Here is a 14,912-nt window from a genome sequence, read left to right on the forward strand (position 1 = left end):
TCAGAAATACAGAAGACCCCGGCTTTGGCCGGGGTCTTTTTTATGGGCTTTGGTTTTCAGGTCGGGTTTCCGGCGACTGCACGCTCTGTTTCAGCAGGTCGGCGATTTCATCGACCTCTGGCCTGCGCCGGGTCCTGTGCGGGCGGTTCAGGACCAGTGAGAGGCCGCTCTCGCATCTTTCGGGAAATAACGGGCAGAGCAATCCAGTGTGCAGCGCCTGTTCGATCAGGCAGGCATGGCCCATCAAGACCCCCGCCCCGGATTTGGCTTCCTCGACAGCCAGACTGTACAGGGAATAGCGCGGTCCTTTTTGCGGATCAGCCAGCGCCCGCCCGGATTTATCCGACCAAATCGCCCAATCGTCCTGCCATGTCTGATCGTGCAACAATGGAAGGGTGCCCAGATCGCGACCCTTTGCGACGTCTTCGGCCAATGCCGGAGTGCAGACGGGAAAGGTGATATCCCTGGCCAGGACCACCTGCTCGGCGCTGCCATCGGGGATGGCGAAGAATACGGACAGGTCGAAAAGCTCGCGCGTCAGGTTGGGCGGTGATTCCAGCGCGGTGACCGAGAAATTGATATCAGGATAGATTTTCCGGATCCGCCCAAGCCGGGCGGGCAGCCAAAGCTGCGCGACCGACGGCAGAGCGGCGATATGGATATCCGCATTGGGTTGCTGGTTCCTCAGGCTTTGCGTCGCGGATGCAAGCGCGTCAAAGGCCTCGGTAAATTCGCGGCTCAGACTGCGGGCAGCCGGGGTCAACTGTACGCCCTGCGCATTCCGGCGGAACAATGTCACCCCTGCCCAGCCCTCCAACGCCTTGATATGCTGGGAAATCGCACCGGGCGTGACGTTCAGTTCATCCGCAGCGGCGACAAAACTGCCGTGACGCGCCGCGGCCTCGAAGGCGCGCAGGGCGTTCATGGGTGGCCCCTTGGGGCGGCGTGGTGAAACGGGCAAATTCCTAGCCTTAGCTTTTCTACGCCAAGAAATAGCAAATCTGATTTGCGCTGTCATTCGAAGTGATCAATCTTGGCCGCAAATGGAGGACACGGATATGACAATCGAACAACGGGCCTGGGTCCCTGCGGCATGCGAGACACTTGTGCAGGATATCGCGGCCAGGACGGCACAGGCGTCCTCGGCAGATCTCCTGGGGCGGATTGACCAGCTTGTGGCACGAAACCGTGACATCCACGAGAAAGAGTGCTTCAACCTCAACCCTGCCACAAACGTGATGAACCCGAAGGCCGAGGCATTGCTGGCCTCGGGCATCGGCTCGCGCCCTTCGCTGGGCTATCCCGGCGACAAGTACGAGATGGGCCTGGAAGCCATTGAAGAGATCGAGGTGATCGCGGCCGAGCTGTGTGCCGAGATTTTCGATGCGAAATATGCCGAAATCCGGGTACCTTCTGGGGCGATTGCGAATCTTTACGGCTTTATGGCCACCTGCAAACCGGGCGACACGATCATCGCACCACCCGCGTCAATCGGCGGGCATGTCACCCATCACCTGGCCGGCTGTGCCGGGCTGTTCGGCCTGCGAACCATCGAAGCGCCGGTCAATCCCGATGGGTATACGGTCGATCTGGACCAGTTGCGGCAGATCGCGCTGACGGAACGGCCTCGCCTGATCACGATTGGCGGCAGCCTGAACCTGTTTGAACATCCGGTCGCCGAAATCCGTGCCATCGCTGATGAAATCGATGCCAGGGTCATGTTCGATGCCGCGCATCAATGTGGGATCATTGCCGGAAAGGCTTGGCGCAACCCGCTGGCCGAAGGCGCGCATTTCATGACCATGAGCACCTACAAAAGCCTGGGCGGACCTGCAGGGGGACTGATCGTCAGCAATGACGCCGAGATTGCGCAGGCGCTGGATCGCATCGCCTTTCCCGGCATGACCGCAAATTTCGACGCGGCCAAATCGGCAGCCCTGGCTGTGACGATGCTGGACTGGCGCGATTTTGGTGCCGAATACGCGGCGGCGATGATTGCGATGGCCAAAGCGCTGGCCGAAGCGTTGGATGCCAGAGGGGTTCCGGTTTTTGCGGGTGCCGGGGGCTTTACCGCCTCGCATCAGTTCGCCGCGCTGGCGGAGTCCTTTGGCGGCGGACAGACGGCCTCAAAAACACTGCGGCATGCGGGTTTCCTGGCTTGTGGCATCGGGTTGCCCGTTGACGCCATCGCCGGCGATCTGAACGGCCTGCGCATCGGAACACCGGAACTGGTCCGGTGGGGCATGACTGCGGCCGACGCCAAACATCTGGCCGCGCTGATTGCAGACGGTCTGGCGAAAAAGGATATCGCAGGGCAGGTTTCGGACTGGCGGCAAAGCTTTTCGACCCTGCATTTCATGCACTAAGACGATGCGGGCGCGTGAGCCGCAATCTCATGCGCCTGCGGTTGTTTTCCTCATACATTAGAGCGGCTTGCACCATTGCCAATAGGGCCGATGCCGCCGGCGAAATTATTCACTCACGCTGTTCAAATCCACCGTGACCCGAGTTGATCGGGGACCGGCTTTCGTTTGTTCCGATCCGCCCCACATGTGCCCCGTGCATCTTACGGAACAAAGGACATGACCATGATCACCCGTTTCATCCTCGCCTCTGCCGCATTGGGCCTGGGCGTTTCCGCCGCTGGCGCGCAAAGCCTGACCGAGGGCGCTTATATTCAGGGCTTCGCCGGCTACAGCCAGTTGCAGGACAGCGATTTTTCGGGCTCGATCGGTGGCGCGACCCAGTCAGTTGATACCGATTTCGACGCGGGCTATGGGCTTGGCTTGGCAATCGGAACGGAAGTTCCGCAATGGTCCAACAACAGGATCGGAACCCGGATCGAGCTGGAATTGTCCTATCGCGAAAATGATGTGGAAGGGGTGAACTTCACTGGCAACGGACCGGCGACCGAGGGCAATATTTCGGGCGATGTCACTCAGACCTCGCTGTTTGCAAACATCCTGTTCGACATCAAGCAAAGCGGACCGCTGACACCCTATTTCGGCTTTGGTCTGGGTGCGACCTATTCAGATCTGGACTTCGCCTATGGTCCGGGGGTTGAGCTGAACGACAGCGGCACCGATTTTGCCGCACAACTGATTGCCGGGGCGGCGTATGACATCAATGACAACACCGCCTTCATCGTCGATGCCCGCTATTCGCGCGCCTTTGATGTTTCGTCCGATCGTTTGGCGCCAAACGGCGCGCTGACCGGGTCGGTCGAGGACGATCTGGATACGTTCAGCATAAATCTCGGCCTGCGCTACAAGTTCTGACGCGGTACGGGAAAGTGTTTCCCTCCGGTTTCGCTTTCCCCGCGTGCCCTCGTGATCTATGCACGGGGGCATGCGATCCTTTGTCATTCATATGTCCTCAAGCACAGCGCGCCGCGCCAATGCCGATCAGCTGTGCCAAGACCTTCCCAATGCCGAATTGTTCGAGGCCGTGAACGGTCGCGACCCGGACCAGATCGCGCATGTCAGACTGCATCCCGGCAACCTGCACCGCCCCCATTATCCGTTTCCCCTGCGCCCCGCTGAAATCGGCGTCTTCGAAAGCCACAGGCGGATCTGGAAAAAGATGGTCGATGAACAGATCGATCTGGCCATCATCACCGAGGATGATCTGCGCATAAATCCCCCCCGCATGGCCCAAGCACTGGACATGCTGGACTCTCTTGCGACCCCCGACCAATATATCCGCATCCCGGTGAAACAGCGCGAAGTGCCGGTGCAGACCCTGGCCGAGAAGAACGGTTTGAAACTGATCCTGCCAAAAGTCATCGGACTGCAATGCGTGTGCCAGATGGTTGGCCGGCGCGCCGCAGAACGGTTGCTGGCCGCAACCAACGAAATCGACCGCCCCGTGGACACGTTTCAGCAAATGCACTGGCTGACCGGCCAGCCGATCCACGCCCTGCTGGGCAGCGGCAACCGTGAAGTGGCGCGGGAAATCGGCGGCTCCACCATTCAGACAAAACCGCCGCTCAGCGACAAGCTGACACGGGAATTCAAGCGCGCTGCCTACCGGGCGAAGCTACACCTGCACCCACAGAGACCACTGCCGTAATCAGATAGAAAGTACCTTCGGGGAAATCGCGCCCCGAGGGGCGCGATGGGGGGGGCAGCCCCCCCTGGACCCAAGCAGCCGTTACGACGGCGCCTTGGTCTTGCGCAGATATGGGAAGATCGTCTCGAACTCGCCAAACTTCGCTTTGGCATCTTCATTCGACACGGTGGGCGGGATAATCACATCCTCACCCGGCACCCAGTTTGCCGGGGTCGCAACGCCCTTCGCGCTCATCTGCAGCCCGTCCAGCGCGCGCAGGATTTCAGCAAAGTTGCGGCCGACAGTCATCGGATAGGTCATGGACAGCTTCAGCTGCTTGTCCGGCCCGATGATAAAGACCGACCGCACCGTGGCGCTGTCGGCAGGTGTGCGGCCATCGGGCAGGTAGGCTTCGGCAGGGAGCATGTCAAAGGCCTTTGATACCGCCAGACCGTCATCGGCGATAATCGGGAAACCGGGGTTGGCATTGCCATAGGCCTCGATGTCCTTTTTCCATTTCTTGTGATCTTCCACACCGTCGACAGACACGCCGATCACTTTGGTGTTACGCGCAGCCCATTCATCGTTCAGCTGCGCCACAGCCGAGAATTCGGTGGTGCAGACCGGGGTAAAATCCTTGGGGTGCGAAAACAGGATGGCCCAGCTGTCGCCGATCCAATCGTGGAACTGAACAGTGCCCTGATCCGTTTCTGCAGTGAAATTCGGGACGGTATCGTTGATGCGCAAACCCATGGGGCATCTCCTTTCCTGTGAAAAAACCGAGTCGGTTGCCGTAAACCTAAACACTTTCCGCAATTGTTAAACCATATGCAGGGCAAAGCAGTCAGCAATTCGCAGAAATAATTTGATCAAATTATCTCTTGCCCGTATTTGGCGGCAGTGACAGAGTGACGCCGAGCCCGAAGCCGGGGCAACAGGATCAGGAGGACAGGCCATGATCGAGAAACGCAATTTCTACATCAACGGACAGTGGGTCGCGCCGTCAGCGCCCCAGGATTTCAACGTCATCAACCCCTCGACCGAGGAACCATGCGCGGTGATTTCACTGGGCTCGCAGGCGGATACCGACGCTGCAGTCGCTGCTGCCAAGGCGGCTCTGCCGGGTTGGATGGCGACACCGGTGGCGCAGCGGATCGCAATGGTGGAAAAACTTGCAGATATCTACCAGACCCGCAGCGAAGATCTGGCGCAGGCGATGTCGCTTGAGATGGGCGCGCCCATCGACATGGCGCGCACCCAGCAATCAGGTGCAGGTATCTGGCACCTGAAGAACTTCATCCGAGCCGCCAAAGCCTTTGAGTTCGAGCGTCCGCTGGGCGATCACGCCCCAAATGACCGAATCATCTACGAGGCCGTCGGCGTGGCGGCCCTGATCACCCCGTGGAACTGGCCGATGAACCAGATCACGCTCAAGGTCGGTGCGGCGGCGATCGCGGGCTGCACCATGGTGCTGAAACCCTCGGAACAAAGCCCGCTGAACGCGATGATCTTTGCCGAGATGATGGACGAGGCAGGCTTTCCGCCCGGTGTGTTCAACCTCGTCAACGGTGACGGCGCCGGGGTCGGCTCGCAACTGTCTGCGCATCCGGATGTGGATATGGTCAGCTTTACCGGTTCGACCCGTGCTGGAACCGCAATTTCGAAAAGCGCGGCTGATACCTTGAAGAAAGTTCATCTGGAACTGGGCGGCAAGGGCGCCAATGTCGTCTTCGCCGACGCGGACGAAAAGGCGGTCAAGCGCGGTGTTCTGCACATGATGAACAACACGGGCCAAAGCTGCAACGCGCCCAGCCGTATGCTGGTGCAACGTCCGATTTATGATCAGGCGGTCGAAACGGCGGCCGAAGTGGCAGGTAAGGTCACTGTCGGCAGCGCCGCCGAAGAAGGTCGCCACATTGGCCCGGTCGTGAATGAGGTGCAGTGGACCAAGATTCAGGACCTGATCCAGAAAGGCATTGACGAAGGCGCACGCCTGGTCGCGGGCGGCACCGGTCGGCCTGAAGGTTTGAACAAGGGCTACTATGTGCGGCCCACCGTGTTTGCCGATGCCAACAACCAGATGACCATCGCCCGCGAGGAGATCTTTGGCCCGGTTCTGACCATGATCCCCTTCGACACCGAGGAAGAGGCCATCGGGATCGCCAATGACACGCCCTACGGCCTGACGAACTATGTCCAGACACAGGACGGTGCGCGCGCCAACCGGATGGCCCGCGCCCTGAGGTCCGGCATGGTTGAGATGAATGGCCAGTCCCGCAGTGCCGGCTCGCCCTTTGGCGGCATGAAGCAATCCGGCAATGGGCGCGAAGGCGGCGTCTGGGGGCTTGAGGATTTTCTGGAAGTCAAAGCCGTCGGCGGCTGGGCGGCAGAGTAACGCGCCACAACAAGTCAGATGCGCGGCACCCGAGGGTGCCTCGCTTACTGGGCGTCAGGCATCCGCCTGCGCGGCTTCGTATGCCAGCATCGCGCGTTTCACCGGCAACCCCCAGTGATAGCCGCCCAACCCGCCGGATTTGCGCAGCGCGCGGTGGCAGGGGATCAGCCAGCTGACCGGGTTGCGGCCCACGGCTGTTCCCACGGCGCGCACGGCTTGTGGCGAACCGACCCGCTGCGCAATCTCGGAATAGGTCGTGACCTGACCCGACGGGATGTGCATCAGCGCTTCCCACACCTTGATCTGCAGAGGTGAGCCAAGCAGGTGCAGCGGCGTCTCGGCGCGGCTGGGCCCGAAGGCGCCCTGCACCCAAGGGTTCAGGCGTTCGGAATTTTCCACAAACTCCGCATTCGGCCAGCGCGCGACCATGTCCTCCATCGCTGCTTCCCCGCCCGTCTCGGACGCAAACGCGATACCGCAGATGCCCTTTTCCGTTCCCATGACCAGAGCCGGGCCAAAGGGGCTTTCGAACCAGCCCCAGAAGATCGCCAGTCCTTCGCCTTTGCGGGCATATTCGCCGGGGCTCATGGATTCCCATTTGAGGAACAGATCGTGCAGGCGGCCACTGCCGGACAGGCCGACATTGTGCGCGGTTTCCAATGTGGTGAACCGTTCCCTCAGCAGTGCCTTTGCATGGCCCAGCGTCAGATATTGCTGGTAACGTTTCGGCGACACCCCGGTCCAGCGCGAAAACAACCGCTGAAAATGCGCGGGGCTCATGTCCATCTGGCGAGCAAGCTCTTCGAGGCTGAGCGCTTCGCCGCCTTGGTCGATCAGATCGATGGCCCGGCGCATGACGTTGTAGTGATAGCCGGTTTCTGGATTCTGGACGTTCATGTTGCACCTCTTCGCTTGCATTAACATTACCGCGCTCAGACCAATGCCGCGACCCGGAACCTGCGCATATTCTTGTCAACTGAGTTGACGAATCGTTTCGCACCCATCAAGATTGAGGGCATGGAACATTCGTTGGATCAGCTCTATCAGGCAGTTCAGGCCACGCGGCCCCTGCTGCGCAACATTACAGCCGCGGTTGAACGCGGCAGCAATCGCGAAGGCGTAACTGTTGGACAACGTGCGATCCTTGAGGGGCTATCCCTTTTCCCCGGAGCGACAGCCCCACAGTTGTGCACCGAGTTGCAGCTAAAACGGCAATACGTCGCGCGCATCCTGCAGGAAGTAATGAAGGCCGGTCTGGTTGACAGTCGCGCCAACCCCAAGCGCGCGCGTTCTTACTGCTATCGGCTGACACCTGCGGGCCAAGACATCATCACTGCGATCAGAACAGATGAAATGTCAAAACTGGCCAGTTTTTCCACAGACTTCTCTCCCGAAGAGCTTGCGACTTACCACAAGGTGCAACTGGCGCTCACTCGGTTTTTTGCCAATCTGACTGAGGAGGTATGAGATGTCGGTTCTTTGGATCATCGTCACTGGAAGTGTGATCGCGGTTCTCTATGTTCTCAATGAAATTCGCAGGATCGGCACGCCAACAACCGGACCGGCAATTGATCTGGCCGCTCGTCCTGAAACGGCGCTGGTGGTGATCGACATGCAGACTGATTTCACCTCAATACCCGGATGGGATGCAGCGGAGTTGGATGGTGCCATTTCGAACATCAGAGACTCCGTCAGGCAGGCCCGCGAGGACAGGATGCCCGTGATCGCCATACGGCACGTTTTCAAGGGAAAGCTGGCGAACCTTCTGAACGGCTGGTTTAATCAGGGGCGTGGCAATGAAGGGTCGGCCGGGATCGAGACCGATCCGCGCCTCGGGCTGGATGCGGACGCGGAATTTGTGAAATCCATAGGTGATGCCTTTTCCTCGAGTGCGTTTGAACAGTTTTTGGAAGACAATCGGATCGGAACACTGATCCTGACCGGTCTTGATGGTTGTCATTGCGTCAACAAGACGGCGCAAGGGGCGCTGAACCGGGGTTATCAGGTTTACATCGACCCGACGGCTGTTCTGGCGGCCAATCCAGCACATTGGGCGAAGGTCAAGGAGCGGTTGGAGTCAAATGGGGCGGAGCTCCGAGGGCTATAGGCGTGAAACTCCGATAGCAGCCCCGACACTCGGCCATTCGTATTGCCAATTTCCCGCCTTTTTAATTGCGGGCAGCGATCCGGCAGGGCATACCGTGCTGGATGGCTAAACAACTCGACTACCACACGATCCGAGAGATCTTCACACGCTTTCAACAAGCCGACCCGGAACCCAAAGGCGAGTTGGAACATGTGAATGTCTACACCCTGGTCGTGGCGGTGGCGCTTTCGGCGCAGGCAACCGATGCGGGTGTCAACAAGGCCACGCGCGCGCTGTTCAAGATCGCAGATACACCGCAGAAGATGCTGGAGCTGGGCGAAGAGGGTCTGACCGAACACATCAAGACCATCGGATTGTTTCGTCAGAAAGCCAAGAACGTCATCAAGCTGAGCCGAATTCTGGTCGAGGAATATGGCGGCGAAGTTCCCAACTCCCGTGCCGCGCTGCAATCGCTGCCGGGGGTGGGGCGCAAGACGGCCAATGTGGTGCTGAACATGTGGTGGCGGCAACCGGCGCAGGCGGTGGACACCCATATCTTTCGCGTTGGAAACAGAACCGGGATCTGCCCCGGCAAGGACGTGGATGCTGTCGAGCGTGCCATCGAAGACAACATTCCGGCCGATTTCCAGCTGCACGCGCATCACTGGCTGATCCTGCACGGCCGCTATCATTGTAAAGCGCGCAAACCTCTGTGCGGAACCTGCATTATCCGCGATCTCTGTCAATTCGAGGACAAGAACCTATGAAAACCTACCAGCTTGTCGGCATTGGAAATGCCGTCGTTGACGTGATTTCCCAAGCCGATGACAGCTTTCTTGAGCTGATGGGCATCGAGAAAGGCATCATGCAACTGATCGAACGCGAGCGCGGCGAGGTGCTGTACGCCGCGATGGGCAGTCGGGTCCAGACGCCCGGTGGCTCGGTGGCCAATACCATCGCCGGGGCCGGAGCGCTTGGGCTGGACGCTGCCTTCATCGGTCGGGTGCATGACGACGCGCTTGGCCGGTTCTATGCCAACGCGATGAACGAAGACGGTGTGGATTTCGTGAACGCACCGGTCCCGGGTGGTGAACTGCCGACCTCGCGTTCAATGATCTTTGTCTCGCCCGATGGTGAACGGTCGATGAACACCTATCTGGGGATTTCCTCGGAACTGTCGTCCAAGGATGTTCCAGCGGACGTGGCAGGCAACAGCCAGATCATGTTTCTTGAGGGTTATCTGTTCGACAAGGAAAAGGGCAAGGCTGCGTTCCTTGAGGCCGCGCGCAATTGCCACAAAGGCGGCGGCAAGGCGGGTATCGCCATTTCCGATCCCTTCTGCGTTGAACGCCACCGGGTGGATTTCCTTCTGCTGATCGAGAACGAGCTGGACTTCGTGATCGGCAACGAAGCCGAGATCAAATCGCTGTTCGAAACTGACGACCTGGAAGAAGCGTTGGCCAAAACCGCCGAGATTTGCCGGCTGGTTGTATGCACCCGCTCGGGCGACGGTGTGACTATTCTGCACGAAGGACAGCGCATCGACGTTCCCGTTCAGAAGGTTGTACCGGTGGATGCGACCGGCGCAGGCGACCAGTTCGCTGCCGGGTTCCTGTTCGGTATGGCCACAGGCCGGGATTATGAGACATGCGCCCGGATCGGCAATATCTGCGCCCGTGAAGTCATCAGCCATATCGGACCGAGGCCCGAAGCGGATCTGGTCGCGCTGTTGCAGGAAGAAGGATTGCTCTGACCCCTGCATGGATGCGTTCCTGACCCGCCTGCCGGATCGGCTGGCGGGTTTTCTTTTTCAGGATCGGCGGATCGGGCGCGGGTTTTTCTGCGTAGCCTTGCGCCGACGTGTTCTGATCGCTTGGAAAAAACTGTTTAACAACAGAAGGCATTTCTTCTTATCATTCAGCCAAAGCCCTTCGCTGCTCCCGGCGTTCTGGCACTGTTTGAAAAGCGAAACTTAATTTGGCACGTAAATCTGATAATTCCTTTCTGGGCCCATTCTTTACCCGTTCCCGATCCAGATGTGCCCACAAGTCAGCGGCGTCCCGGGATTTGAAGGTGAAGAACCTTTCGGTGGATTCAGCGCGTTGAGGCGGGGTCTGGTCGCACTTCTGGTGCTATGGGCCGCCGCAGCGCAGGCCGAACCGGATTGTGCCGAAAGCCCGGTGCGAAACGCGGTCGATCTGGTTGCCTTTGAAATCGACGCGCTTGAATCGGACAAGGCATCGGACCTGCCTGCCGAAACACCCGGGACCGAAGTCACCGAGTCACGGCGACCGCAATTAAGGCCCTGCAAGTTCCGCAACATTGCCCTGGGACGCGAACGCATGCGCAATCGGGGTGCAGTGTGCAAAGACTGGACCATTCTGGGCGAAACGCTCAAACAGATATCGGGGCCATACAGGGGGTGCAGGATCGCGAACCCGGTTCGTGTCCGAAAGATCTCGGATGTTGCGCTCAGTCAATTGGCGTTGATGGATTGCGAAACCGCAATCACGCTGAAGACCTGGATTGAAAACACGGCCAAGCCGGCATTCGCGGATCAGGGCGGCGGCCTGAAAGGAATGCGGCTTGCAGGCCACTACGCCTGTCGGACGCAGAACAACAGGCCGCGCGCGCGCCTGTCGGAACACGCCAGAGGCCGCGCCGTGGACATTTCTTCCTTTGTGCTCTGGGACGGCACCATCATCACGGTGGGCGACGGTTGGACAGATGAGGACAACAGCGACGTTTTGCGTGAACTGCACAAGGGTGCCTGTGGTCTGTTCGGAACAGTTCTAGGCCCCGATTCAGACCGGTTTCACAAAGGCCATTTTCATTTCGACACCGCCCGACGCGGCGGTGGGCCGTTGTGCCGGTAGGCGCAAGGCATGGCCATCACGCAGTCAAGTCGGCTGACGGACGCCTGACTTAGAAAAGGTGTTCTTCAAAAGCTTCCAGCACCCTTTGGTACACGTCCCGCTTGAACGGAACGATCTCGTCGACCAGGTGTGCGGGCTCCTGCCATTTCCAGCGGGTAAATTCCGGGTGTTCGGTCTGGATATCGATCTGATCGTCACGACCTGTAAAGCGTAGCAGAAACCATTTCTGCTCCTGCCCGCGAAAGCGGCCCTTCCAGATTTTCGGAACGATGTCATGCGGCAGATCATAGGGCAGCCAGCCGTCGGTCTCGGCCACGATCTGAACCAGGTCCGCGGTCACGCCCGTCTCTTCCATCAGTTCGCGCAGGGCCGCATCGCGGGGGTCTTCGCCCTTGTCCACGCCACCTTGCGGCATTTGCCAGGCCTCGGCGTGGCGGTCGTTGCGCTGACCGACGAATATCCTGCCCTCGCCATTCATCAGCATCAGCCCGACGCAGGGACGATACGGCAGACTGGCGATTTCTTCAGGTGTCATGTGCGGCCTCGTGAAAATGCTGTGTAGCGTCTGTAACAAGCGGCACGGCGAAGGCAAAGAGTATGACGTTAGGTTTCACGTGACAATGTTGACGCGAACGTCAATCTATCAGCCGAGTTTACGAGGGAGAGTTCCGCCATGACTGCGTACCCAAACATGCTGGCCCCGCTGGATCTGGGCTTTACCACGCTGAAAAACCGCGTGTTGATGGGGTCGATGCACACGGGGCTTGAGGAAACCGGCGACTGGAACCGGGTGGCCGAATTCTATGCCGACCGGGCGCGGGGCGGCGTGGCGCTGATGGTGACAGGCGGAATTGGCCCGAACCTTGAGGGATCGGTGCTGCCCGGGGCGGCGATGATGACCAACGAGACAGAAGTGGCGAACCATTCCATCGTGACCCAGCGCGTGCACGACGCGGGCGGCAAGATCGCCATGCAAATCCTGCATGCGGGCCGTTATGCCTATGGCCCCAAATGCGTGGCCCCCAGCCCGGTCAAATCCCCGATCTCGCCGTTTCCCCCGCATGAGCTGGATGAAGAGGGTATCGAGAAGCAGATCAGCGACATCGTGACTGCCGCCGTTCTGGCGCAGAAAGCGGGCTATGACGGGGTCGAGATCATGGGGTCCGAGGGGTATTTCCTCAACCAGTTTCTTGTGACGCACACGAACAAGCGCACCGACCGCTGGGGTGGTTCCTACGAAAACCGGATGCGCCTGCCGATCGAGGTTGTGAGCCGCACGCGCGAGGCAGTGGGTGCCGAATTCATCATCATCTATCGCCTGTCGATGATTGACCTGATCCCCAACGGCTCGACCCATGACGAAGTTGTGCAACTGGCACAGGAGATCGAGAAGGCGGGGGCTACGATCCTGAATACCGGAATCGGCTGGCACGAAGCGCGAATTCCGACGATTGCCACCAGCGTCCCACGCGCAGCTTTTGCGTGGGTGACCAAAAAGCTGATGGGCAAGGTGTCGATCCCGGTGATCACCTCGAACCGGATCAACACACCCGACGTGGCCGAAGAAGTTCTGTCGACCGGTTGCGCCGACATGGTATCCTTGGCACGGCCAATGCTGGCGGATGCGGATTTCGTGAACAAGGCCATCGCTGGCGACGGCGCAAAGATCGCGCCCTGTATCGCCTGCAATCAGGCCTGTCTGGATCATACATTCAGCGGCAAGCTGACCACCTGCCTGGTCAACCCGCGTGCCTGCAATGAAACTGAGCTGGTGATTTCCCAGGCCGAGTCGCCAAAAACCGTTGCCATTGTTGGCGCAGGGCCTGCCGGACTGTCCACCGCGATGACCGCCGCCCAGCGTGGTCACGACGTGACGCTGTTCGACCGCGCCGCCGAAATCGGCGGCCAGCTGAACATGGCCAAGCAGGTTCCGGGGAAAGAAGAATTCTGGGGCCTCGTCGATTGGTACCGCACCATGATGAGCGATCTTGGCGTGAAGCTGGAACTGAACCGCGAGGTGAGGGCAGAGGACCTGACCGGATATGACGAAGTGGTGATTGCCACCGGCGTCACCCCGCGCGATCCGCAGATTCCGGGGCAGGATCGGGACAATGTCCTCAGCTATGTCGACGTATTGCGCAACAAGGCCAAGGTCGGGAAGTCCGTGGCCGTGATCGGCGCGGGCGGCATCGGGTTCGACGTGTCTGAGTATCTGGTCGAAGAGGGCCACAGCCCGACCACTGACCTGCCCGCTTGGATGAAGGAATGGGGTGTTACTGACCCGGCCAAGCACCGCTCGGGCCTTGCGCCGGAAGGGCCGCAACCCGAAGCGCCAAAACGTCAGGTCACGCTGCTGCAGCGCAAAAAACAGGCGCATGGCAAAGGTTTGGGCAAAACCACCGGCTGGATTCATCGCACGACACTGAAAATGAAGGACGTCAATTTCGTGGGCGGCGTGAACTATGAGCGTATCGATGATGAAGGCCTGCATGTCAGCTTTGGCGAAGAACGCGCCGACCCGACGGTGATTGCGGCGGACACGATCGTTCTGTGTTCCGGTCAGGTGTCCGAGCGCAGTCTGGCGGATGCGCTGATCGAACGCGGGATTACGCCACATGTCATCGGCGGCGCGGATGTGGCCGCCGAACTGGACGCCAAACGGGCAATCAATCAGGGCACGCGGCTGGCTGCGGCGTTCTAAGGAGACGACCCTTCGTTCGGCCTTTGTGGAAATTGGCCGCACACAGGTTTCGGTCTATATCTTAGGTGCTGCGCCCGTCTGCCGGGGCGCAGACCTGACCGGGTGCAACTGTGGAGAAGGCCATGGCAACGGGCGAAGACAATCGGCGCGGGTTTCTCACCGGCGCGGTCACTTTTTTCGGGGCGATCTGGGCTGCAGGGCGCACCGCTGCCGCGCAACTGACGCCGAATGCGGCAGAGGGTCCGTTCTACCCTACGGAACCGATGCGCGTCGCCGATGCGGATAACGATCTGGTCAAAGTCGTCGGTCTGGTTCGGGAAGCCGGAGGTGAGGTGATCACCCTAAAAGGACGGATCTCAGACAAGGCCGGGCGTCCCCGGGCAGGATACCGGATCGAGATTTGGCAATGCGACGTGAATGGAAAATACATTCACCCCGGCGACAGGCGGAATGTGCAATACGACCGGGGGTTTCAGGGCTTCGGACACGACATCACGGACGCGCAGGGTCGCTATAGTTTCCGGACAATCAAGCCAGGCAGCTATCCGGGCCGGACGCCGCATATCCATGTCAAAGTTTTAGAAAGAGACCGCGAGGTTCTGACCACGCAGTTCTACGAGGCGGGAAACCCCGGCAATAAGCGGGATTCGCTCTATCGGCGTATGTCCCCGGCCGACGCCCGCAACGTTTCGATGATATATGTCGAGGTCTCGGGCGGGATAGAAACGACAGTCAACATAGTTGTCTGACAGGCAACGTTGTCAGCATTGCATGGCTCTGCGCGCCAAAAATTTGCCCGCCGTG

Annotated in this window: 16 protein-coding genes; 12 read left to right on the forward strand and 4 right to left on the reverse strand. The window is 59.6% G+C overall.

Going from position 1 to position 14,912, the window contains the following annotated elements; genetic code table 11:
- Positions 1-40 precede the first annotated feature (40 nt).
- Positions 41-925: a LysR family transcriptional regulator gene (locus ACR1XU_RS09605; protein ID WP_480905996.1), complete on the reverse strand. Its 885-nt coding sequence runs from the start codon at positions 923-925 to the stop codon at positions 41-43.
- Positions 926-1,058: 133 nt separating this feature from the next.
- Between ACR1XU_RS09605 and ACR1XU_RS09610 the strand changes: the two genes are divergently transcribed.
- The 3 genes from ACR1XU_RS09610 (at position 1,059) to ACR1XU_RS09620 (ending at position 4,071) form a co-directional block, all read left to right on the forward strand.
- On the forward strand, positions 1,059-2,366 hold the full coding sequence (locus ACR1XU_RS09610) for an aminotransferase class I/II-fold pyridoxal phosphate-dependent enzyme (protein WP_480905998.1): 1,308 nt from the start codon (positions 1,059-1,061) through the stop codon (positions 2,364-2,366).
- Positions 2,367-2,588: 222 nt separating this feature from the next.
- Positions 2,589-3,278 carry an outer membrane protein gene (locus ACR1XU_RS09615; protein WP_480906001.1) on the forward strand — a complete coding sequence of 230 codons (690 nt, stop codon included), beginning with the start codon at positions 2,589-2,591 and terminating at the stop codon, positions 3,276-3,278.
- Between the two features lie 70 nt (positions 3,279-3,348).
- On the forward strand, positions 3,349-4,071 hold the full coding sequence (locus ACR1XU_RS09620) for a glycosyltransferase family 25 protein (RefSeq protein WP_480906004.1): 723 nt from the start codon (positions 3,349-3,351) through the stop codon (positions 4,069-4,071).
- An 81-nt stretch (positions 4,072-4,152) separates the two neighbouring features.
- Here the strand turns inward: ACR1XU_RS09620 and ACR1XU_RS09625 are convergent, their stop codons facing one another.
- Entirely contained in the window at positions 4,153-4,803 is a 651-nt protein-coding gene (locus ACR1XU_RS09625; protein WP_170613045.1) for a peroxiredoxin, read from the reverse strand.
- Positions 4,804-5,005: 202 nt separating this feature from the next.
- Between ACR1XU_RS09625 and ACR1XU_RS09630 the strand changes: the two genes are divergently transcribed.
- On the forward strand, positions 5,006-6,445 hold the full coding sequence (locus ACR1XU_RS09630) for an aldehyde dehydrogenase family protein (RefSeq protein ID WP_170619085.1): 1,440 nt from the start codon (positions 5,006-5,008) through the stop codon (positions 6,443-6,445).
- A 54-nt stretch (positions 6,446-6,499) separates the two neighbouring features.
- Here ACR1XU_RS09630 and ACR1XU_RS09635 read toward each other — a convergent pair whose 3' ends face one another.
- Positions 6,500-7,342, reverse strand: coding sequence for a methylated-DNA--[protein]-cysteine S-methyltransferase (locus tag ACR1XU_RS09635; RefSeq protein WP_480522952.1), 843 nt, complete (start codon positions 7,340-7,342; stop codon positions 6,500-6,502).
- A 120-nt stretch (positions 7,343-7,462) separates the two neighbouring features.
- On the opposite strand from ACR1XU_RS09635, the gene ACR1XU_RS09640 reads away from it, so the two are divergent.
- From ACR1XU_RS09640 to ACR1XU_RS09665, 6 genes are all read left to right on the forward strand, one after another.
- A complete protein-coding gene (locus ACR1XU_RS09640) occupies positions 7,463-7,912 on the forward strand; it encodes a MarR family winged helix-turn-helix transcriptional regulator (protein ID WP_480906007.1) in 450 nt (149 codons plus the stop codon).
- 1 nt (position 7,913) lies between these two features.
- Positions 7,914-8,552, forward strand: coding sequence for a cysteine hydrolase family protein (locus ACR1XU_RS09645; RefSeq protein ID WP_480906010.1), 639 nt, complete (start codon positions 7,914-7,916; stop codon positions 8,550-8,552).
- Between the two features lie 101 nt (positions 8,553-8,653).
- On the forward strand, positions 8,654-9,298 hold the full coding sequence (gene nth, locus ACR1XU_RS09650) for an endonuclease III (RefSeq protein ID WP_170613035.1): 645 nt from the start codon (positions 8,654-8,656) through the stop codon (positions 9,296-9,298).
- On the forward strand, positions 9,295-10,284 hold the full coding sequence (locus tag ACR1XU_RS09655; protein ID WP_480906013.1) for an adenosine kinase: 990 nt from the start codon (positions 9,295-9,297) through the stop codon (positions 10,282-10,284). Before nth ends, ACR1XU_RS09655 begins: the two co-directional genes overlap by 4 nt.
- 7 nt (positions 10,285-10,291) lie before the next feature.
- The gene (locus tag ACR1XU_RS09660) at positions 10,292-10,507 is read left to right on the forward strand and encodes a hypothetical protein (protein ID WP_480906016.1); all 216 of its coding nucleotides are present in this window, start codon (positions 10,292-10,294) and stop codon (positions 10,505-10,507) included.
- Positions 10,508-10,633: 126 nt separating this feature from the next.
- Positions 10,634-11,407, forward strand: a complete 774-nt coding sequence (locus tag ACR1XU_RS09665; RefSeq protein ID WP_480906018.1) for an extensin-like domain-containing protein — start codon at positions 10,634-10,636, stop codon at positions 11,405-11,407.
- Positions 11,408-11,456: 49 nt separating this feature from the next.
- Here ACR1XU_RS09665 and ACR1XU_RS09670 read toward each other — a convergent pair whose 3' ends face one another.
- Entirely contained in the window at positions 11,457-11,942 is a 486-nt protein-coding gene (locus tag ACR1XU_RS09670) for an RNA pyrophosphohydrolase (protein WP_480906021.1), read from the reverse strand.
- Between the two features lie 138 nt (positions 11,943-12,080).
- Here ACR1XU_RS09670 and ACR1XU_RS09675 point away from each other — a divergent pair, with 138 nt between their 5' ends.
- On the forward strand, positions 12,081-14,108 hold the full coding sequence (locus ACR1XU_RS09675; protein ID WP_480906024.1) for an FAD-dependent oxidoreductase: 2,028 nt from the start codon (positions 12,081-12,083) through the stop codon (positions 14,106-14,108).
- Positions 14,109-14,230: 122 nt separating this feature from the next.
- Positions 14,231-14,857 (forward strand): dioxygenase family protein, encoded by a 627-nt coding sequence (locus ACR1XU_RS09680; protein WP_480906027.1) that lies wholly within the window; start codon positions 14,231-14,233, stop codon positions 14,855-14,857.
- The last annotated feature ends 55 nt before the right edge of the window (positions 14,858-14,912 follow it).

It is taken from the genome of Ruegeria sp. D1(2025) (assembly GCF_056536425.1).